This window comes from Nocardiopsis quinghaiensis, assembly GCF_008638365.1.
GTDB classification, from domain to species: Bacteria; Actinomycetota; Actinomycetes; order Streptosporangiales; family Streptosporangiaceae; genus Nocardiopsis; species Nocardiopsis quinghaiensis.
In genome coordinates, this window is record NZ_VWVU01000006.1 from 231,815 (window position 1) to 252,952 (window position 21,138).

A 21,138-nucleotide genomic window follows, 5' to 3' on the forward strand; every position below is an offset into this window, starting at 1 on the left:
CCCCCCGATACCCGGAACATCCAGAAGGGAAGTGTCCTGTGACCACGACCGACAGAGCCGGACGGACCGACGGAGCCGCCAGCAGACGCGGCTTCCTGGGCGGTGGGCTCGGTGCCCTGGCGGCGGGTGTGGCGACCGGTGGCGGCCTGTCGGCCGTCATGCCCGCTCCCGCCGAGGCGGCGGCCGTCCCCGCCGCCAAGCCCGCTCCCGGGGCGACCATCGGCCCCGGCGATCCCCGCTATCCGCTGTTGACCACCGGCAACAACCAGCGGTATGTCGCCCAACCCGACTACATCCGCATGATCACCTCCGCGAAGGACGCCGAGAACGCCCTGGAGGAGGCGGTGGGGGCCGGTAAGCGCATCTCTCTGCGCTCCGGCGGCCACTGCTTCGCCGACCTGGTGTGCAATCCCGACGTCGAGGTCATACTCGACTGCTCCCCCCTGACCGAAGTCGGCTACGACAAGCGTATGCGCGCCTTCTACGTGGACGCGGGGGCGAGGCTGCTCCCGGTGTACGAGGCCCTGTACAACCGCTGGGGCGTCACCGTCCCGGGCGGGATCTGCTACAGCGTCGGCGCCGGCGGGCACATCAGCGGAGGAGGCTACGGCCTGCTGTCCCGGGCCCACGGCCTGGTCGTCGACCACCTCTACGCGGTGCGCGTGACCTTCGTCGACGAGAGGGGCTCGGCCCGCACCGTCGTGGCCACCAGAGAGAGGAAGGACCCGAACCGCGACCTGTGGTGGGCGCACACCGGTGGTGGCGGCGGCAACTTCGGCCTCGTCACCCGCTACTGGTTCCGCTCCCCGGACGCGAAGGGCACCGAGCCCTCCGACCAGCTGGTCTCTCCGCCCTCCCGCGTCCTGGTCTCCTCCGTCGACCTTCCCTGGGACCAGGTGGACCGGAACACGTTCAAGCGGGTGCTCAAGAACTTCGGCAGCTGGCACGGGAAGCACTCCGGACCCGACTCGGACGAGAGGCACCTGTCCAGTCTGTTCAACGTGAACTCGAAGGTTCACGGCTCGCTGAGCATGTTCACCCAGGTCGACGCGACCATCCCCAACGCGCGCGACATGCTGGACAGGTACACCGAAGCCATCCTCGCCGGTACCGGACTCACCCCCGCGTCGAGCACCGCGCCCTCCGGGGAACTCCCCGCCCTGCCCGGGCTGGTGGAACCGCGCGAGATGCCCTGGCTCCAGGCGACGAAACTGGTCGGCACGAACAACCCGACCATCACCGATCCCACGATGCGAGCCGCGCACAAGTCCGGGTACATGCGGAAGAACTTCACGGACACGCAGCTCAACGCGCTGTACGACTACATGACCCGGTCGGACTACAGGAACCCGAACACGATGCTGGTCCTGTTCTCCTTCGGAGCCCGGGTCAACGCGGTCGACTCCCACGCGACCGCGAACGCCCAGCGCTCCAGCATCTTCAAGATGACCTTCCAGAACTTCTGGGCCGACGCCGCCGACGACGACTTCTACCTCTCCTGGATCCGCGGCCTGTACGCCGACTTCTTCGCCGAGACCAAGGGCGTCCCCGAGCCCGGCGAGCGGATGGACGGCTGCTACATCAACTACGCGGACAACGACATCGCCGACGACGACTACAACACGTCCGGAATTCCCTGGCACTACCTCTACTACAAGGACAACTACGCCAGGCTCCAGGAAGTGAAGCGCAAGTACGACCCTGCCAACGTCTTCCGCCACGCACTTTCCATCGAACCCGCCGAATAGGAACTGCCGCCGCTGATCGGCTCAGAGAACTTCCACAACGACAGCCGCGATGAACTCGGGTGAGACACCCGGCCCCCGTCTCCTTCACCACCTGTTTCCATACCTTTTTGGTATCGGTTTGTGCTGCTCATGGAAGAAAGGAAGTGCACGGCCATGCATTCCGTTTCCATCATCCTGGGAACGCGTCCGGAAGCCATCAAGTTCGCACCCGTCATCCACGCACTCCGGGAGGACCCCTGCTTCGAGCCCGTGGTGGTCTCCACCGGCCAGCACCAGCAGATGCTTCACGAGACGCTGTGCCAGTTCGGTCTCGCACCGGATGTCGACCTGCAGATCATGACGCCGCGCCAGACGCTCTCGCAGGTCACGGCCCGTTCCCTGAACGGACTCGGCGAACTGTTCGCCGCGGAGAGGCCGGATGCGATCCTGGTCCACGGTGACACGGCGACCACCCTCGCCGGGGCCCTCTCCGGGTTCCACCACAACGTCCCGGTCATCCATGTCGAGGCCGGGCTGCGCAGCGGACACCTGGCGTCCCCGTTCCCGGAGGAGGGCAACCGCAGGCTCATCGCCCAGGTGGCGGCCCTGCACCTGGCACCGACCATGGGCAACCGCGACAACCTCCTGGCCGAGGGGATCAACGAGGCGACGATCGCGGTCACCGGGAACACGGTGATCGACGCGCTGCGCTGGGCCTCGAGCCGGTCCACCTCCTTCGGCGATCCCGCGCTGGACGACCTCGACGAGGATCCGAGAACCGTGATCGTCGCCTCGGCCCACCGCCGGGACGCCTGGCCGCACCTGCCCGAGATCGGCCGTGCCTTCGCCGAGATAGCCGATCGGCCGGACGTGCGAATGGTCGTGCCTCTGCACAGGAACCCGGCCGTACGCGAGGCCCTGCTCCCGTCGATCGGGGACCACCCGGGCATCACCGTGGTGGATCCCATGCCCTACCTGGGCTTCGCCCGGCTCATGAACCGCGCCGACATCATCCTGTCCGACAGCAGCGGCGCACAGGAGGAGGGCCCCGCCCTGGGCACTCCGACACTGGTCATCAGCAACGTCACCGAGCGGGTGGAAGCGGTCGAGGCCGGTACGGCCCGTCTGGTCTCCACCCTCCGTGAGGGCATCGTCTCGAACACCGTGCGCCTCCTCGATTTTCCCGAGGAGGCCCGGCGCCTCTCCGCCGCGGTCAACCCGTACGGCGACGGCCGCGCCACCGAGCGGACGATGGCCGCGATCAGCCACTTCTTCGGCCGCGGGGAGGCTCCCGAGCCGTTCGCCCCCGAGGTCCTGGCCGCGGTCTGACGCTGTCCACCACCACGTACGAGGAAGCCATGACCACGACCACGAACCCGGTGCGGGCGCTGCGCATCGCCGGCGACCGCATCAGAGCCCGAACCGTGAACGGCGCCGGGAACCACCGGGTGGACGCCCCCTCCATCGTCGTCAACACGGGTACCACGCCCGTCTTCGTGGCCCGTGAACCGCGCAGGGCGATCCCTCCGCTGTCCTCCACGATCCTGTCCGGCGTCACCCTCGACCACGCCGACAGCCTGGTCCTGCTGGAGGTCGAGGACGGGGAGCCCGTCTCCGACATCACCGGGGAACCGGGGTGGTCCCTCCTGGGCGACCTCCTGACCGATCCCCACGTCACCGGCGGCCTGCCCTTCCCCCGTGAGACCCCTCTGTGGAGAGGACCGCGGGAGCGGATCGGCACGCTCCGTCTGGACGCCGGGCTCCTGCTCGGCCAACAGGCCGGCGGAGTCGAAACATTCGACGTGTGGGTCAACCTCTGGTTCGCCCCCGCGGGGACCGACTGCTTCATCCACAGGCTGCACGACTTCATCGAGGTGCACACCCAGGTCCGGGGGATCGGCCGGATGCAGAAGTTCACCGAACAGGACCACGCGACCCTCTACGAGGACCTCGCCATGGCCCCCGGACACACCACGCCGAACCCCTTCTGCGCCCGCACCGACGAGGGCGGACTCGTCTACCCCTGGCACCAGTACCACGCCGAGACCGACTGCGTGTGGATGGCGGTCGAGTACCACCGGCTCCCCTGAACCGCGAACAGAACAACGACACGAAGGGAAACACCCATGGCCGACGACGAAGGCCCCCGCATCCGCCCGCCCGCGTTCACCCCGGAGGTGGTCGCGGACAGACTGCGCGACGGCTACTGGCTGGAAGCTCCCGACCTGGACGGAGACGGCAGACCCGACCTGTTCGGCTGGGGGCTGCGGCTCGGCGAGGTGTACTGGTACCAGAACGGCGAGGGCTGGCCCCGCCGCCTGGTGGCCGACGGCATCCACATGCCGGTGGGCGGCGACTTCGCCGACGTCACCGGCGACGGGTCCGCCGACATCCTGGTCTGCTACGAGCTGTACGGGCCGATCGGCACCATCGTCGACCCGGACCCCGAGGGCGGCAAGATCGACTGGCTGGAGAACCCCGGTTCCCCGCACAAGGACGAGGACCGGTGGAAGCGCCACTACGTCGGACGCGCCACAGGCATGCACCGTCTACGGGCGGGCTACTTCACCCAGACCGAGAGGCTGGAAATCATCGGGCTGCCGATCGTCGCCGAGGAGGACGTGCACGCGGTCCTCCCCGTGGTGATGTTCACGCGTCCCGACGACGTCCACACGGCTCCGGAGTGGGAACGCACCGTCATCGACGACACCCACTTCCGGATGATCCACGGCGCCGAGAAGAAGAAGGGGCTCATTCCCGGGTCCGACCGCGACTCCCTGCTGCTCGCCTCGGACGAGGGCGTCACCTGGCTCTACTACGACAACGACCGTGCGGAGTGGGTCAGGGAGCTGGTCGGCACCGGCGAGCTCACCCAGTTCGAGCAGACCGGTTTCAAGGGCAGCGGTGACGTCAACGCCGGGCGCCTGGGCAACGACGCCATGGCCTACGTCGCGGCGGTCGAACCGTTCCATGGCAACACCGTCGCCGTCTACACCCGGTCCACCGACGGCGGACCGGAGGGGACGGGGTGGCGTCGGACGCTGCTCGACGTGTACGGCGACCCCAACGAGAGCGGCGAGGGGCCCGGGCACCAGATCGTCTGCGCGGACTTCGACGGCGACGGCGACGACGAGTTCCTCGTCGCCCTGCGCGGTCCCTGGCCATGGCAGGGGGTCGTCTACTACAAGGCCGTGGACGCCGCGAACGGGGTGTGGGCCAAATGGCGTGTGAGCGACGAGTCCGTCGCCCGGATCGCGACCGCCGACTTCACCGGTGACGGCAGGCTCGACTTCGCCACGATCGCCTACTCGGTACAGAACTACTACGTGGCCGACGAGGCCCGGATCGTGGTCCACCACAACCGCACCGAACAGGGATAACGACTCCCGTCCCCGCACCTTCCCCACATCCCCCTCCCCCATCCCGCCCCGCGCCCCTTCGGCGCGGGGCGGCCCATCCCCCATTCCAGCAAAGGGGCTTCTGTTATGCCCGTGACCACACCTCGACCGGCGAACCTGCCGTCCCTGACCGGACTGAGGTTCTTCGCGGCCTTCGCCGTGTTCCTCTTCCACATATCGCTGTCGGCGTCACCCATCCCGCCGCACGACCCGATCAACCCCTTCGCGAATCCCGCGGTCGCCGGAACGCTTGAGAAGGTGTTCCTCAACGCTGGATACATCGGTGTCTCGTTCTTCTTCGTCCTGTCCGGCTTCGTCCTGGCGTGGTCGGCCAGGCCAGGACAGTCGGTGCTGTCGTTCTGGCGGCGCCGCATGGTGAAGATCTTCCCGAACCACCTGGTCGTCTTCGCTCTCTCCCTGGTCCTGTTCGCCGGTGCGGCCATCACCAGCGTGTGGCACTGGTTGCCGAACCTGTTCCTGGTGCACACGTTCTTCCCACAGCCCGAGATCAGCCTGTCCATGAGCCCGCCCAGCTGGTCGCTGGGCAGCGAACTGCTCTTCTACCTGATGTTCCCGCTCCTCATCGGACCCGTGAAACGGATCCGTGAGCGCGCCCTCTGGCTGTGGGCGGGGGCCGCCGTCGCGGGGACGGTCGTGCTGCAGCTCGTGGTGACCCACCTGATCCCGGACACCCCCACGTCGGCGATCACACCGATCTCCGACACCCAGTTCTGGTTCGGCTACCTGTTCCCGCCGGGGCGGCTGTTCGAGTTCGTCCTGGGCATGCTGCTGGCCCGCATCGTCCTCGCCGGGCTCTGGCCGCGCGCCCTGGGCATGGGTTGGTCACTCGTACTAATGGCCGCGGGCTACGGAGCCGGGTTCATCGTGTCGTTCCAGTACACGTTCGTCGCGGCCACCATCATCCCGATCGGCGTGATCATCGCCGCCACCGCCGTGGCCGACGTCGAGGGGCGCCGGAGCTTCCTGAGCTCACGCCCGATGGTCTGGTTCGGCGAGGTCTCCTTCGGCTTCTACCTCATCCAGGGTGTCACCATCTTCTACGCGAGCTCGCTCCTCGACGGGGCCACGTTCGGTGTCGCGGGCGGAACGGCCGTGCTCGTCGGCTACTTCCTGGCCACCCTGCTCGGAGGCTGGCTGCTGTACCGGTTCGTCGAGACCCCGGCTATGCGCCACCTCGCCCGTCCCCGTCGAGTCCGAACGCCTCTGCCAGAAGCTCGTACGAACGAAGACGGTCTCCAGAGTCACAGGTGAGGGTGTTGACCATCAGCTCGTCCACGCCGTGCTCCTTGGCCAGGACGACCAGTCGGTCCCGAACCTGAACCGGGGTCCCGGACACCACGGAGGAGCGGCGGACCGATGCGCGCTGCCGCTCCTCCGGTGTCCACGCATGGTCCCGGACCGCCTGGGCCGACGGGATCGGCAGGTCCAGGCCGAGATCCTTGCGCGCCCGCCAGAGCAGCATCGCCTGGACCAGCTCCTCGGCCCGTTCGGACGTGTCGGCGGTGACGGCGCGTACGGCGAGCACGCCGCCCGGCGCCCGGTGGCCGCGGGCGCGCTCGTAGCCCGACCGGTAGCTGTCGAGGGCCGTCTCCGCGGGCCTCGGATCGAGGAAGTGGGCGAACGCGAACCCGCAACCGAGGAGCCCGGCCAGCTGCGCCGACCCGGTCCCGCCGCCCAGGAGCCACAGGGGCGGCGGGAGCTCCGGGCGGGCCGTCACCGTCCGGGTTCCCGGCGCGGTGACGGACATACCGAGCAGGGAGAGGAGTTCGGCGAGCTGCTCGGGGAAGCGGTCCGCCGGCCCGCCCGCCCGTCCGATCCCCATGTCCACACGTCCTGGAAAGAGGGTCGCGAGCGTGGCGAAGACCTCGGCGACCTTCTCCGCCGGGTACCGGGGCAGGAGCACTCCGCCGGTGCCGATCCGGATGCGGTCGGTCCTGGCGAGCAGCACGGAAGCCAGGATCTCCGGGGCGGCACCGGCGAAGCCGGGCGAGGCGTGGTGCTCGGCCACCCAGTACCGGTGGTAGCCGAGGCGCTCGGCGGCCCGGGCGGTCCTGATACCGGCTTCGAGGGCGTCGGCAGCGGAGAATCCCTCGCCGACGGGCGACTGGTCGAGAATGGACAGGCGTGGCTGTGTCACGGTGGGACCCCTTCTACTCGCCCTCGCGGCGAACGGTGGCAGGCACGATGCGGTAGTCCGCGCGGAACACGAGGTTGTGCAGGTCGCCTGCGGCGATCGACCGCAGGAGCGGGACCTCGGCGGCGGCCTGTCCGGCTGTGAAGACGTTCAGCGGCCACTCGGTCACCGTCGCCCCGCGCACGTGCGGGTGATGGAAGCCGCCCCCGTAGTGGGCGATGATCGAGATCGGAGGGATGCGGACCGCACGCTGCTCCGGCCAGGACAGGGCCCACGTCGCGGCGAGGCCGCCGTCGGGGGTCCGCCGCACTCCGCCCTCCTCCACCGTGCCGGTCTCCAGCAGCATGGTGTGGTCGACCTCCGCCAGCACGACGTTGGCGTACGGGGCGAGCAGCTCCACCGCCCGGTGGAACAGTTCCTCCTTCTCCTTGCGGGTGGCGGCCCCGCCATGGGTCCCGTCCCGCAGATCGGCGAAGTGCCGCTTGAGAGAGGACAGGTAGGCGTGTTCGTGTTCGTTCGCGCTGGTCATGCGTCCGTTCCTTCGTGTGGGACCGATGCGGTGGCGTGTTCTCCGGCGGCCGAACCGATGAACCGCGCGCGGAGCGCCCCGGCGAGCCGGTGACGGATGTCGGTGGGCTCGGTGACCGGGCTGAGGAGTGCCCCGTGCCCGGTCCTCGGCAGGATGTGCAGCTCGGCGGAGCCGCCCGACTCGTTCAGGAGCCGGGCGTATGCGGTGACGTCGTCCCGGACGGGGTCCCGGTCGCCCACCGCGAGGACGGCCGGGGCCACGCCCGCGAGGTCTTCGGCGTCCAGCGGACTGGAGTGGAGCGTCCGGCCGTCGCGGAACACGGTCGGACGTGCGCCCCGATGGGCGCGCCAGGACTCCCGTAGCCCCTCGGCGGTGGGGAACGAGTCGTTGGTGCGGTAGGAGTCCGCTCGGCAGAGCGGGTCGAACGGGGGGTAGGCCAGGACCTGCATCGCGAGGGGTTCGCCCGCCTCGGCCTCCGCGACAGCGGCCGCGGCCGCGATCGTTCCCCCCGCGCTGTCCCCGCCCACCGCGATCCGCGTGGGCAGGCCGGACCGTCCGGCCAGGCTCCGGACCCAGGCGAGGGCGACCAGGACGTCCTCCACCGGAGCCGGGTGGGTGTGCCGCGGCGAGAGCCGGTAGTCGACGCTGACCACCAGGCACCCCGAGATCCGGGCCAGGGCGGCCGTCGCGTGGTGCCACTCCGCCGCGGACCCGCCGCGCCAGCTCCCACCGTGCGCCCACACCAGCCAGCCGACCGGGCGGCCCTGGACCAGGTGTACACGTGCTGGGACGGAGTGCCCGCCAGCCGTGGCCCGGACCGGTCGCCAGAACCGCTCGGTCGGTTGGAGGACGGGTGACGTCCGGTACCACGGGTCCGGAGCGGTCACGCCCCGACCCTCCTCGGGCTCCGCAGGAACAGCGCGCTCGTGAGCACCCCCACGAGGACCAGTCCCGCGTTGACCGCCACGGCCATGGTCAGTCCGTCCAGGATGGCCAGTGTCCCGGTGCCCACCATCGCCGACGTGGCGACGGCGCTCATGATCGGAGTGCCCATGGTGATGCCGACCTGCTGGGTCATGGTCGCCAGGCCGGTGGCCAGGCCCTGCTCATGGTCGGGCAGGCCTGAGGTCGCGGTCACCATGAACCCGACGATCACGAACATGTTGCCCACGCCGCCGACGAAGGTGGCGACCAGCAGCAGCCACATACTCGATTGCCCGGTACCCAGTCCCAGGAGGGCGAAGGTCGCCACGGCCTGTACCAGTCCGCCGATGATCAGTGTCGCCTTGGGCGAGCTCAGGCCGATGACCCTGGGAGCGAAGACACCGCCCAGGACGGTGCCGGCACCGAGGACGGCGAAGGACATGCCCGCCGCCAACGGGGTGAAGCCCAGGACGCGCTGCAGGTAGAGGGTCATCAGGAAGACCAGGGAGGTCTCCGTGAGGAAGGCGAGGAATCCGGCGATGTTCCCCCAGGCCACCGTGCGCCGACGCAGCACCCCGAGCGGCACGAGCGGGGCCTTCACCTTCCGCTCGACCAGGAGGAACAACACCAAGAGGACGACGCCCACGGCCAACGACACCAGGGAGGTCATCGAGGTCCAGCCGGCCTCGCCCGCCTGTGCCAGGCCGAAGACCACGGCCAGCAGTCCGCCGGTCACCAGCAGGGCGCCGGGGGTGTCCAGCTTCGGCCGGTCGGTGGGCAGGGACTCCTTGATCACGATGGGCGCGACGATCAGCACGGCCAGCGCCACGGGGACGTTGATGAAGAACGCCCAGCGCCACGACAGCAGGTCGGTCAGCAGGCCGCCCAGGATGGCTCCGGTGGTGAAGCCGGCTGACATCAGGGCACCGTTGAGTCCCAGTGCGCGCTCGCGCAGCGGCCCCTCCGGGAAGGAGGTGGTCAACAGGGACAGGCCCGCCGGGGTCACCGCGGCGGTGGCCAGGCCCTGGAACACCCGGGCCGCGATCAGGACCTCCGGAGAGGTGGCGATCCCGCCCACGAGCGAAGCGATCCCGAGGACGGCGAGTCCGACGAGGAACAGGCGGCGGCGTCCGAACAGGTCGGCGATACGGCCGAACAGCAGGGTGAAACCGGCGGCGCACAACGCGAACGAGGTGGCGACCCACTGGAGGTTGGCCAGGGTGAATCCCAGACCCTCCCCGATGACGGGCAGCGCCACGTTCAGGATGGAGAAGTCCACGGCCAACATGAACTGGGCTGACAGCAGGACGACGAGGATGACAGTCATGCGCGGGGTCAACCGCGTGGGGGGATCCTTCTCCGCACCCGAGACGACGGGATCGGTGTTCACCGACATGGTGGCGGGCCTCTCTCTTGGTTCTCCGACGACAGAAACCCTCGCGGGTGCCGGGGAGCGGAGCCAGAACTCTGTTGTGGGCAGCCCCGGGGAGGGTAGTCACGCCATGACCACCCTGGCGGGGCGCGCACGGGAAGCCGGTTCTCAACCGAAGCGTTCTCTGGAAGGTGACCGCCGTCCCGGGAGAGAAGAGGCTTGTATGACCCCCGCATCCGAACTCGGTGCCTTCCTCAAGAGCCGCCGCGGCGCGCTGCGCCCCGAGAACGTCGGCCTGGTGCCGCACGGTGACCGGCGCCGCGTCCCCGGACTCCGGCGGGAGGAGCTGTGCCTGCTGGCCGGGGTCAGCGTGACGCACTACACGCGGCTGGAGCAGGGGCGCAGTGCCAGGGCCTCCCGCGAGGTGCTCATCGCGATCGCACGAGCGCTGCTGCTCGACGACGACGAGACCGCGCACCTGATGGACCTCGCCTCCCCCGCGCCCCCGGGCCGGCCCAACCCGACGCGTCCCGAGCACGCCAGTCCGTCGGCACGGCAGCTCATCAACGCGATGACCCACATTCCGGCCCTGGTGCTCGACCGGCGCAACGACGTCCTGGCGTGGAACGAGCTCGGTCACGGACTGCTGGCGGGGCACATCGGTCTCGGTGACGTGGACAACCCGGCGCTACGACCCAACCTGACCCGGCTGCTGTTTCTGGACGAGCACATGCGGGAGCTGTACGAGGACTGGGCTGAGGAGGCCACCCTGGCCGTCGCGTCGTTGCGGCTGACGGCGGGGCGCCACCCCGACGACCGGCGCTTGGCCGAACTCATCGGGCAGCTGACCATGCAGAGCCAGGCGTTCGCGGAGCGGTGGGCCCGGCACCCGGTGCGGACTTGCACGTCGGGGACCAAACGGATGCACCACCCGGTCGCGGGAGGACTGGAGCTGGCGTTCGAGACGCTGCAGATCCCGGGGAGCCCGGGGCAGCGCATCATCGCCTACAGCGCGGAGCCGGAAAGTCCGTCGGAGAACGCGCTGCGGATCCTGGCGGGGGCGGTGGCGGAGGCGCCCACCGCCACGGACGTGCGCGGGGAAAGTGCTCCGGGGGCAGGGGAGCAGGTCGGGGCGAGGCCCTGATCCCTCGGGCTCAGGTCGGTGTGAGTGCTCGCGCCGGTAGCCGGTCGAAGCAGTAGGCGGCCGAGACGAGTGTGGCGTGGTGGTGCCAGCCCGGAAATGTCCGGCCCTCGAAGTCCAGGAGTCCGAAGCGGTCCTGAAGGTCCTGGACCGTCAGCAGGGCGGACTGGTAGACGGACGTGACGTCCAGCAGTTCGCCCAGCGGAAGTTCGGTCCTGTTCGTCAACCACATGCGGACGGGGCGGGTCGCCCCGCGCGGCCATTCGGCGAACAGACGGTAGGAACCGCCCTGCGGGGTGCTGTCGTCGAGCCGGACCAGGGTGGACAGCAGGCGGCGCCCGCCGTGGCCGGTGGCGGAGGCGTGTCCGCGCAGGAAAGCCGACCAGAGAATGTCCACGGCGCCGCGGGACCGGACCGGTGAGGCTGCCAGGGGCAGTTCCACCCGTTCCAGGACGGTGAGCACGAAGTCCCGGCGCCTGCGGGCCAGCCCTCGGATCAGACCCGTGGTGTCGGACGTGGTGCACACCTTGGCGACCAGCGGTGCGGGCGGGCAGTCGAGGGCCCTGGTGGCGTCGGCGAGGTGGAGCATCTCCGCCCACAGGGGCCGCGCCAGGGCGTCGTCCGGAACACGGGCGCCCCTGCGGAGCTCGTCGTCGCGTACCCACTGGTGTGGCAGAACGAGCCGCCAGTCGACGGGGACGGCGCCGTTTCCGCCGACGAGGAACAGCCCCATGCCGATCTGGCAGTTGATCGTACGTTCGATGGTGGGGACGAAGGCCCGGTGGACGCCGGGCGACTTCGCCCCCCGTTTGGGGATGAACGCGGGCACGAGCGCCCAGGCATGTGCTTCGCCCAGGTCGTGCACGCTCCGCGCGAGCTCGGCGCGCGCGGGTTCCCAGTCCCACGGGCTGTCGTTGACCAGGTGCCTTAACGAGTGCCGCACCCTGTCGGGCAGTCCGAGGGTGGAAGCGATGCGGTTGATCGACTTCTTGCCCGGTGTGGCGAGGATTCCCCGGATGTAGACGGTCGCCGACTGCCGCTGCGTGGGCCGGTTCATGTGCTGGAAGACGCGTTGAACGAAAGTCTCCAGCCGAGTCGTGTCGTCGTACTGGCCCCGTGGTCGCTCGCTCGGATGGCATCGGGTCAGCTGCGCCATGGTGGGTCTCCTCTTTCTGACGGAATCGCCCGCTTTTGCTTGAGCAGAGCTTTTCTTATCACCCGACGGAGAGAGAAAACAGACGGATTGTCCTGTAATGAACGGAAACGCACCGTGAGGAACAGCAGGCCACAGAGTCGGAGGGCTCAGCCCGTTTTCGCATCACAAGTGCGTACGGGCTGTTGTGGCCGAATCCGGACGTCCTCCGGAACGACGCCCGTGTGCCTCGGGTCGGGTGGCCGCCATCGTCATGCCGACCTGGGACTCTCGGTGGCACGGCCATCGGACGCCTGAATCACCTGTGTCATTTGTCACATGGACAGCGGGTGGAACCGTGGTCCACATCCGTAGACGAACGGTCATCAACCGCTTCCCAAGCGTTGCGCACGGCCCCGCCGCCCCGCCCCTGACACCTCCCCGCCCCGAGACGGGCGGGAGCGGAACAGGGCACGGGACAGCGGGCGCACCCCCGGATCCCGACACCGAAGCGGATGCACCCCCGGACCGCACCTCCGTTTTGCACAACAGTCTGTGGTGTCTGTAGGCTGGTCCCACGCAGGAGGATTCGCCTAGAGGCCTATGGCGCCGCACTGCTAATGCGGTTGGGGGGCAACCCCCTCATGGGTTCAAATCCCATATCCTCCGCGCTCCGACCTGGGGCTTCTCGCATCGCGCGAGCGAGGGAAGCCCCAGGTTTCTTCATGTCTGGGGGGTGGTTGGCACAGAATCCGTGCCAGCCGCGCACGCCAGCCACCCACGGCTCGCCGTCCTGGTCACTGACCTGCGAGGATGACTCTGCAGGCAGCTTGGGACCGAGGGGTGCCGCCAAAGGCGTGCGGTACCGTTCAGCTCTCCAGGGCCTCGATCCGAGCCAAATCCGGGCATTTTTGCACCAAGCGAGAGTGACCTGGGTCACAGAAAAGCGGCGAACGCCGTTCCTCGCTGTGCGTGAGACCCCTGGAGCTTCGAACATCCGATCGCATGATGAGGGATTACCCTGATCGTCGACCGAGGCGGCCTGCCGCTTACAGGCGCTCCAGAGGGCAAAACCGCAGGTCATCCAGCCCCTTCAACCTCTGGACGCAGGCAACACCCACTCGTTCCTGGCGCAGGTATCGGCGCCGCGGGCCATCGATACGCAGCGGCAGGGAGCATGACAAAGAGCACCTGCGCCCATGCTGCGCAGGCGTAGACGCCGTGCGCTCCGAGTGGAGACGTCGAAGCGGCTGGGCCAGCACTGATACAGGTCAGAGGCACCATCGCTGGTTGGGCAGGTACCTTAGCTGCACCATTGGTTTGCTCTCCAAGGCCGGACGAGGTGAGCTTTTAGCCTCCAGGTGAGGCGCCCTTCGAGGCTTGGAGCGTCAAGCCGCGCGGCGAGGAATAACTCCTGTCACCGCTTCAGCAGCCACCTGGTCGTGCTTGGGCATCACGTGGACGTAGGTGTCGGCGGTGTACTTGTAGTTCCGGTGCCCGAGCATTTCCGAGATCACCTTCAGGTCCGTTCCGGCAGCCAGGGAAAGGCTCGCCGCGCAGTGCCGAAGGTCGTGGATTCTAACTGGCGGCAATCCCGCCTCTTGAGCCAGATCTCCCAGCTTCCTCCAGAGCTGTTGGCGAGTGATCCTCTTTCCGTCCTTGTCAGTGAACACATGGCCCGCGTCCGCCCACTGCTTTCCGGACATTCCACGCTCGCGCTTTTGAGCTCGACGCCATTTCTTCAGTAGCTCAACGTTCGCTTTACCCAAACTGATGGTGCGCTGACTGCGCGGAGTTTTGGTTCCATGGATGGCAACCTTTCCCGAATCTTCCAGGACCATGTCGCTCCACTTGAGGTTGAGCATCTCCTGGCATCGAGGGCCACGGGTCAACGCTAGATGAAACAGGGATATGTCGCGGTCTTCTGTTTTTTCAATCTGGTCGAGGAAACGTCCCGCTTGTTTCTCGGTCCAGGCCATAACGGAAGAAGGCTTTTCTCCGGTGCGGCGCCAGAAGTCGATGTTCTCCGGGGTCCATACCAGAGCGCGTCGGTAGGACAGCCGCGGCAGGGACACGTACTGGGCGGGGTTGTGGTTGAGGAGCCCGGTCTTGCAGGCCTGGGTCAGAGCAGACCTGATGACCGCGTGCACCTTGTGGATGCGCCCTGGGCTGGATGGTGTCCAGACCGCCTTGACTGAGGTCTGTCCCCGTGCCGCTTGAAGGCGCCGCCTGAGCTTGCGCTCGTAGGGGTCCAGCTCGGAGTTGGGCTTGGTACCCATGGCCGCGTAGAGGCGGTTGAGGTGCTAGCAGGTGAGGTCGGTGAGTTTGATGTTCCCGAGGGCTGGTGCGATGAACAGTCGCCAGACGGTCTCGTAGTCGTTGTAGGTACTGACCGTCCAGCCGGGTTTGCGGAGCTCCAGCCATCCCTGAACGTGCTCGGAGACGGTCTGGTAGGGCACGTGGGGTACCAGCCCGATCCTGGTCCGGGCGATGGCGGCTGTGACCGCTGCTCGAGCCTGTCTTTGGGTGTCGAAGGGGCCCAGCCGGCCCTGGCAGCGCTCTCCCTTTTCCATGGGCTGGCTATAGCGTGCATACCACTTGCCGTGTGCGGGGTTGGCCCACTTGGGACACTGGCCCTGACGGTAGGGACGCTTTGTCTCGGTATCCCTGCACCAGCAAAGTCGGTTGACGCTACCGCGCACTTGGTGCCCTCCGTTTTCGTGTGTGGCCGTTGGGTTGTCGCTTCGGTGGACGATTATGGCAGACACGGTATGTGAGGGGCTGTGCTCTGCGGCGGGGGCACTCGATACTTCCCCGTGCTCTCCCTCGGGGCGTTGGGCTCTCGGCCGTGGGAGCTGGGGCGTCTGTCTTCTCTGGGGGTCAATCCTCAAGGTTGAGGATGTCATCCGAGAAGTTACACTCACCGCGCGAGTGCATTTTAGGCGAGCTGCAACAAAGAGGACTGCCTTTGAAGTTATCAAAGAGGAATGTTGCATCGCTTGAATAGGGGGAATAACAGGCACTGGCACATCACCCCCCCCCCCGCTTGCTGGAGGTTGCACCATCAACGGGAGCTTCTTTCGAACGTGTTTTTGCCGGAACCCGCAGACGAAGAAGCCCTACCGGAGAGGGGAGTGCCCGAAATTCAAACGGGCCGGGCACGCACAGTGGTATGGGCGCTACAGCGCACCTAGCGCAGACGGTAAGCGTAACCAACCCAGGGTGGGGCCCTTCCGCACCCGCGCCGAGGTCGAGGCGGCGGTCCGAGCCGAGATCCTGCGCACCAGTCTGGGCGGTCTCCCCTGCGCCTACAAGGTCACCGTGGCCGAGTACTTCCAGGATTGGCTGGTCCGCAACAAGCCGAGGCTGGTCAAGAACTCGTTCGAGGACTACGCACGCATCATCGACCACCTGCTCATCCCGGCCGTGGGCGAGCTCAAGCTCGTCAAGCTGCTGCCCCCGCATCTGCAGGCCCTCTACCTGGTCCTGGGCGCTCAGAACATGGTGGCCAACGACCTGGTCCCCGCCATCACCGAACGCTTGGCTGCAACCAGGACCCACGGTGGCGCACGTAAGCTCCAAGGCACCTGGCAGTACCCCCTGAGCGCCAAACGCATCCGCAAGGTCCACGCGGTCATCAGCTCGGTACTGACGGACGCGTGCGAAAAGGGATTGATCGTCACCAACCCCGCCACCCACACCGGTCTCCCTCCGGTGGCGAAAGAGCCGCCCATGATGTGGACCCAGGCGCGGGTCGATGCCTGGCGGGAGACCGGCCAGAAGCCGGCCAAGGTCATGGTGTGGATCACCGAGCAGTGCGTGGCCTTCCTACACCACCTAGCCGAGGTGGGTGATCGCTACTTCGCGCTGTATCAGCTGGCGATGAGCCGCGGCCCCCGGTGTGGTGAGCTGTTGGGGCTGCGGTGGCCCGACGTCGATCTCAATGCGCCGGGTTCCTTGACCATCCAAGGCACGAAGACAGAGCGCAGCCGCCGCACCATCCACCTGGGGCAGGCCAACGTCGTGGCCCTGCGCCACTGGCGCCATGCCCAACAGCGCGAGCGCGAGCGGAGTGGTCTGCTGTGGACGCACAGCGGGCTGGTCTTCACCGATCCGTGGGGCAAGCGGGTCAGCCGCCACACCCTGCGAGAGCGCTTCCTCCACCTGTCGGACGAGGCTGGCCTGCCTCCGATCCGGTTCCACGACCTTCGGCACTGCGCCGCGAGCCTCACGCTAGCCGCGGGCGCGGACATGAAGATCATCTCCGACACGCTCGGGCACAGCAGCTATGCCTTCACCGCTGACGTCTACACGAACGTGATGCCCTACAACGACCACCAGGCCGCAGAAGCGGTCTTCACCCTCCTGGGCCGTGAACCTGCCTGAACTCTCCCCTAGCTGTACGTGGTGGAGGGGGTGAGCTGTACCGGGACGAGGGAGGGTGCACGTGGGTGTACCGCCTCGACCGCAGGAGACACACCCTTCGGCGTCGCCTCTACCGTGGAACGGTTGAGCCCAGGTGCTGTTGGTGAACTGGATTGTGGTGTTGTATCCGGGCCGTCTCACGGCTTTCGGTGGCGACTCAGCCGAGGCAAGAGACCCGGTCTGCCAGGGCGAGGCCGACCGGGGTGGAATCCAGGTCGGTCACGAGAGAGTGGAGCCGTTGCCGTGTGGTGGCTCGAAGCGACCCGGCGGGAACAGCATCGAGCACACTTTCGCCCAACGAAGCTGCATCGCGCACATGGTGCTGAGCGGCCAGGGCTCGTGCATGCACAGTCACAGCAGCCGCCCACCCGGGCGAGCCCGAGCGTTTGAGGGCCGCTGACGTTTGGGCGTGTTCGACCGACCTGGCCGGGTTGAGTGAGAGGAGTGCTTCGGCCAAGTGCAGCTCGAACTCAGCTCGGTCGAACCCGAACCGGCCGGGAGCATCCTCCGCCCGGTCCATCTCGCGCTGGGCCTGGGCGGTGTTCGCGAGGAGCTCGTCGGTGCGTCCGAGGGCGGCCAAGGGGCGCAGCCGGCACCAAGCGTTGATCTGCGCCGTGCGTAGCGGTGTGCTCGCCAGATGTGCGGCCTGCTCAGCCAGTTCGAGAGCGTCGGTCGACCGGTTCTGGGCCATGACGACCATGGATTGGGCGCCCAGGGCCCATGTGGTTAGGAAGGTGTCGCCCACGTGCTCACCCACGCGGGCAGCGGTGCCCAGGTGGATCAGGGCGCCTGTGGGGTCCTGGGTGTGGTGGGCCAGATTGCCCAGGAGGGCGGACATCCATCCCAGTACTCGTTGGATGTCGGTGTCGGTGCTGCCCATCAGCAGGGCTCGGCATCGGGAGACCTCGGCCGCGAGTACCCGTGGTGGAAAGTCGCTGTAGCGCTGCTCGTAGAAGTTCAGCGCGTGTTGGGCGAGGTCCCCGGTGGTGTCCTGGCTGTGCAGGGTGATGCTGTCGGCGATGGCCGTCAGCTCGGGGTACTCGGGGGGCATGTGGTGCTCCTGTCGCGGCTGCGGTATGGGGTGACCGTACCAACCGCGGCCATAGGTGGGGAGGGGAACACCCAACCGTGTTGTGGGGACCCCGTACACGCGTGCCAGGTCATGGAGATAGTCGGGTCCGGGGCGCGCCTGGCCGTGTTCCCACCGGCACAGCATGGCGGTGGTCAGACCGGGCGGGGCGAGTCCGTCGGTGAGGTAGAGATCGCACACGGCCTCGACCACGTGGCGGCGTGACCACCCGTAGGCCAGCCGCCAGGCCTCCAACGGGGTGATGGGCAGGTGGCGGGTGATCTGGTCGGTGATGGCGGTGATGGTGGCGCCGTGGCGTTGCTGGTCGGCGCGGATGCGTGAGGCCTCGCGGGCGAGCTGAGCGCGGGTGGAGCGGCTGACCTTCACCTCGAAACTCCTGGAGGTCGGGTCAAGGACCTTACCCATCCAGGGCCCGGCGCAAGATTGCCTCTTGAGTCAATGTCCCCGTGCCGCAGGCGCATTGATCCTCTTGGTAGAGCGGTCGTTTCCTGGGTTCATAGCCCCCACGGATTCGCCGCGGGGCGCAGAACGGAAGAGGTGACCCATGACCGCGACCGTCGAGACCGTGGCCGCACCGTCCACGACCCGTGACCCCCGTGCGTTCGTTTCCCCTGAGGTGTGGGAGCGGCAGATCCTCCTGCTCACCCGCGACCACCCCTGGGACACGGTGATGGCCCAGCGGTGCTTCGGCCAGGCCGTGGCGTACCTGATCACCGCGATGGAGAAGTGGGGCCAGGGCCTGCAGATCGGCTGCGGTCCGCTGGTGGACATCGCCGTGCACGGGTTCATCCTAGACACGGTGAACTACCGCGAGTTCTGCGCCACCCACTTCCAGGGCCGCTTCCTGGAGCACGTGCCCGAGATCGCGTTCAAGTACGACAGGACGGTGGAGCGCACCGCCCGCGTCATCGAGGCCAACGGGTTCGCCGTGGACTGGCCGCTGTGGGACCGGGACGCGGCCAGGTGCTCACCGTGCCACCCCGGAAGCAACTGCCACTAGCTCCCCGACCCCAGCCAGGGCTGCCACACCACAGGTGAGTCTTCACGGTCGGTGTGGTGGCCCTGCACGCGTTCCCCTGCGCCTGAGAACAGGTCCGCGCTAGCGTGAGCCGGGTCCTGTCACCCAGACCGCAGGGGACCTGTCATGGCCAACCCGACCTCCACCGTGCCCGAGTACTGGGACCGCTACGCCAGCGGCGTCACCGCTGACACTGCCCTGGACACGGCTTTCGGGTGGACGCAGTGGGACGACCACGGGCCCGGACGCGAACTACTCGAGAGCCCTGCCACGGCGTTGGAGCTAGGGTGCGGCCGTGGGGTCGAAGTCGCCGCGCTAGTCCGTGACGGAGTCAAGGCCGAAGGCATCGACATCTCACCCGTACAAGTGCAGCAGGCACGCGAGCGGTGGGAACCCTTGGGGGCTCTCTTCCACCAGGGCGATGTGTGCGACTTCCTGGCAAGCACCGAGCAGCAGTGGGAGGCGATCTACTCGGTGTGGGGCGCAGTGTGGTTCACCGACCCGGGTGTGCTGCTGCCTATGGTCCATGATCGGCTGATGCCGGGCGGCCGGCTGGTGTTCGCCCATGCCGAACCGGTGCCGGGCGCACATGGGCCGCAGGGCATGTACGGGGGCGGGTTCCGCGGGCGGCGGGTGTGGCTGCACCAGTGGGCCGCCCAGCCCCAAGAATGGGAGGAGCTTCTGCGCACCGCGGGCTTCGAGCACGCGCAGATGTGGGTGGAACCAGCTCCCGAGGCTGACCATGTGGGCACCCTCATCGGGGTGGCGCACAAGAGCCTGTAGCCAGTTTCGGGCAAACCAGCCACGCACCGGCCCCAAGTGTGGGTCTGAAGATCATTTTCGAGACGCTCGGGAACTGCAGCTTCTTCTTCACAACTGACGTTCACCCGAACAAAACGACCTACAACGACCGCCTCCACCGAGCCGAATCAACTTCAGTTGCGCTCGATGACCGGGTGCACCTCACTCCTTTACGTAGACGGCCTGTTCGAGGACGTTGAGATGCCAACCCCATCTGGACGTGCTTGATAGCGCTCATCCTTCAACGTAGACGGCCCCGTTCGAGGGACGTTGAGACCTGCGGACAGTCCATGGACACGCACATGCCGCCCGAGCCTTCAACGTAGACGTCACCCTCAAGGACGTTGAGACGCTGTGACCGTGGTCAACCTGTGGAAAAACCACAACCTTCAACGTAGACGTTCCGCTCGGAGACGTTGAGACGAGTGGCTGCACCGCGACCTGCCCCTGTCGGGCGTCCTTCAACGTAAATGCCCCGCTCGGTGGCGTTGAGACACGTGGGGCCACAGCGAAACCGCCCTGGCCCCGTCCCTCCAACGTAGACACCCTGTTCGGGAGCGTTGAGACGGCTTTCGTCCACCGGTAGAGCATGTGATTGTCGAGCTTCAATTTAGACGTCCCGCTCAAGGACGTTGAGACCAGCGGACCACTTGCTGTACGTCTTCGACGAGGCGCTTCAACCTAGACGCCTTGCTCGAGGGCGTTGAGACCGGGCCCGGGTCGGGTCCTGCCACCCAGGTGGATCTTCAACGTAGATGGCCCACCCAGGGACGTTGAGACACGTCACCAGCTGGCACACCACCTCACCCAGGAATCTTCAATGTAGACGCCCCGGTTGGAGGTGTTGAGACCCCTCTAGAGAGAGGAGACGTGTGCAGCCATGTAGGCCTTCAATGCAGACGCCCCGCTCGGAAGCGTTGAGGCGAGATGGTGGGTGTGGTGAGGTTCTCTCCGGCTTCCCTTCAATATAGACGCCCTGTTTGAGGGCGTTGAGACGGAGTCGGGCACACGGCCGGCACGCTGATGGGCGTGCTTCAACGTAGACGCCCCAATCAGAAGCGTTGCGACCTCCCGGTGGAGGAGGGACAGATCGTAGGAGGCGTTCCTTCAACGGTGGACGGCTCCCGAAGAGCCGTTGAGACACCCGCGTGCGGGCGAGGTGGACTTGTACATCGCGAACCTTCAATGTGGACGGCTCCCAAGGAGCTGTTGAGACCGGGCGGAAGCTCGGGCTCGACAAGTACAAGACGCAGCTTCAACATAGACGCCACCTACAGAGCGTTGAGAACGTCAGCAGCGGCGCCAGTGTGGTGACGACCGCGGTCCTTCAACGTAGACGCCCCTCACGGAGCCGTTGAGACTGGCAACCACGAAACCGGACGACCCGTGGCACTGGCTCCTTCAACGTAGCCCTACGCGAGAACAT

General features: G+C 67.4%; 17 protein-coding genes and 1 tRNA gene. 10 read left to right on the plus strand and 8 right to left on the minus strand.

The features are described 5' to 3' along the window. Positions 1 to 38 precede the first annotated feature (38 nt). The 5 genes from FYX01_RS14980 to FYX01_RS15000 all read left to right on the plus strand — a co-directional run bounded on the left by FYX01_RS14980 (position 39) and on the right by FYX01_RS15000 (position 6,397). A complete protein-coding gene (locus FYX01_RS14980; RefSeq protein WP_223830472.1) occupies positions 39 to 1,748 on the plus strand; it encodes an FAD-binding oxidoreductase in 1,710 nt (569 codons plus the stop codon). A gap of 153 nt (positions 1,749 to 1,901) precedes the next feature. Then, entirely contained in the window at positions 1,902 to 3,056 is a 1,155-nt protein-coding gene (gene wecB, locus FYX01_RS14985) for a non-hydrolyzing UDP-N-acetylglucosamine 2-epimerase (protein WP_150241738.1), read from the plus strand. 29 nt (positions 3,057 to 3,085) lie between these two features. Continuing rightward, on the plus strand, positions 3,086 to 3,817 hold the full coding sequence (locus tag FYX01_RS14990; protein WP_150241740.1) for a hypothetical protein: 732 nt from the start codon (positions 3,086 to 3,088) through the stop codon (positions 3,815 to 3,817). A gap of 36 nt (positions 3,818 to 3,853) precedes the next feature. Next, positions 3,854 to 5,107: an FG-GAP repeat domain-containing protein gene (locus FYX01_RS14995; RefSeq protein ID WP_150241743.1), complete on the plus strand. Its 1,254-nt coding sequence runs from the start codon at positions 3,854 to 3,856 to the stop codon at positions 5,105 to 5,107. 111 nt (positions 5,108 to 5,218) lie between these two features. Beyond that, on the plus strand, positions 5,219 to 6,397 hold the full coding sequence (locus FYX01_RS15000) for an acyltransferase family protein (RefSeq protein ID WP_223830473.1): 1,179 nt from the start codon (positions 5,219 to 5,221) through the stop codon (positions 6,395 to 6,397). Here FYX01_RS15000 and FYX01_RS15005 read toward each other — a convergent pair. From FYX01_RS15005 to FYX01_RS15020, 4 genes are read right to left on the minus strand one after another with little or no spacing between them, the layout of a single operon-like run. Then, complete coding sequence (locus FYX01_RS15005) at positions 6,309 to 7,283, minus strand: MsnO8 family LLM class oxidoreductase (protein ID WP_150241747.1); 975 nt, start codon at positions 7,281 to 7,283, stop codon at positions 6,309 to 6,311. The genes FYX01_RS15000 and FYX01_RS15005 overlap by 89 nt on opposite strands. Positions 7,284 to 7,296: 13 nt before the next feature. Further along, on the minus strand, positions 7,297 to 7,809 hold the full coding sequence (locus FYX01_RS15010) for a hypothetical protein (protein WP_150241749.1): 513 nt from the start codon (positions 7,807 to 7,809) through the stop codon (positions 7,297 to 7,299). Then, positions 7,806 to 8,696, minus strand: a complete 891-nt coding sequence (locus FYX01_RS15015) for an alpha/beta hydrolase (protein ID WP_150241750.1) — start codon at positions 8,694 to 8,696, stop codon at positions 7,806 to 7,808. Before FYX01_RS15015 ends, FYX01_RS15010 begins: the two co-directional genes overlap by 4 nt. Then, positions 8,693 to 10,129 (minus strand): MFS transporter, encoded by a 1,437-nt coding sequence (locus FYX01_RS15020; RefSeq protein ID WP_150241752.1) that lies wholly within the window; start codon positions 10,127 to 10,129, stop codon positions 8,693 to 8,695. The genes FYX01_RS15015 and FYX01_RS15020 overlap by 4 nt, the downstream gene beginning before the upstream one ends. Before the next feature lie 199 nt (positions 10,130 to 10,328). On the opposite strand from FYX01_RS15020, the gene FYX01_RS15025 reads away from it, so the two are divergent. After that, positions 10,329 to 11,249 (plus strand): helix-turn-helix transcriptional regulator, encoded by a 921-nt coding sequence (locus FYX01_RS15025; protein ID WP_150241754.1) that lies wholly within the window; start codon positions 10,329 to 10,331, stop codon positions 11,247 to 11,249. Positions 11,250 to 11,259: 10 nt separating this feature from the next. Here FYX01_RS15025 and FYX01_RS15030 read toward each other — a convergent pair whose 3' ends face one another. Further along, positions 11,260 to 12,402, minus strand: coding sequence for an IS701 family transposase (locus tag FYX01_RS15030; protein ID WP_150241756.1), 1,143 nt, complete (start codon positions 12,400 to 12,402; stop codon positions 11,260 to 11,262). Positions 12,403 to 12,960: 558 nt separating this feature from the next. On the opposite strand from FYX01_RS15030, the gene FYX01_RS15035 reads away from it, so the two are divergent. Then, positions 12,961 to 13,047: transfer RNA gene (locus FYX01_RS15035), tRNA-Ser, on the plus strand. A 719-nt stretch (positions 13,048 to 13,766) separates the two neighbouring features. On the opposite strand, the gene FYX01_RS15040 is transcribed toward FYX01_RS15035, so the two are convergent. After that, positions 13,767 to 14,657, minus strand: coding sequence for a tyrosine-type recombinase/integrase (locus tag FYX01_RS15040; protein WP_150241758.1), 891 nt, complete (start codon positions 14,655 to 14,657; stop codon positions 13,767 to 13,769). A 24-nt stretch (positions 14,658 to 14,681) separates the two neighbouring features. Next, positions 14,682 to 14,951 (minus strand): tyrosine-type recombinase/integrase, encoded by a 270-nt coding sequence (locus tag FYX01_RS26190; RefSeq protein WP_190394334.1) that lies wholly within the window; start codon positions 14,949 to 14,951, stop codon positions 14,682 to 14,684. Between the two features lie 649 nt (positions 14,952 to 15,600). On the opposite strand from FYX01_RS26190, the gene FYX01_RS15050 reads away from it, so the two are divergent. Further along, positions 15,601 to 16,764 carry a site-specific integrase gene (locus FYX01_RS15050; RefSeq protein WP_150241762.1) on the plus strand — a complete coding sequence of 388 codons (1,164 nt, stop codon included), beginning with the start codon at positions 15,601 to 15,603 and terminating at the stop codon, positions 16,762 to 16,764. Positions 16,765 to 16,960: 196 nt separating this feature from the next. On the opposite strand, the gene FYX01_RS15055 is transcribed toward FYX01_RS15050, so the two are convergent. Beyond that, positions 16,961 to 18,259: a helix-turn-helix domain-containing protein gene (locus FYX01_RS15055; protein ID WP_150241764.1), complete on the minus strand. Its 1,299-nt coding sequence runs from the start codon at positions 18,257 to 18,259 to the stop codon at positions 16,961 to 16,963. A gap of 178 nt (positions 18,260 to 18,437) precedes the next feature. Between FYX01_RS15055 and FYX01_RS15060 the strand changes: the two genes are divergently transcribed. Continuing rightward, positions 18,438 to 18,893 carry a glycine-rich domain-containing protein gene (locus FYX01_RS15060; protein WP_150241767.1) on the plus strand — a complete coding sequence of 152 codons (456 nt, stop codon included), beginning with the start codon at positions 18,438 to 18,440 and terminating at the stop codon, positions 18,891 to 18,893. Between the two features lie 144 nt (positions 18,894 to 19,037). Then, positions 19,038 to 19,694 carry a class I SAM-dependent methyltransferase gene (locus FYX01_RS15065; RefSeq protein ID WP_150241769.1) on the plus strand — a complete coding sequence of 219 codons (657 nt, stop codon included), beginning with the start codon at positions 19,038 to 19,040 and terminating at the stop codon, positions 19,692 to 19,694. Positions 19,695 to 21,138 lie beyond the last annotated feature (1,444 nt).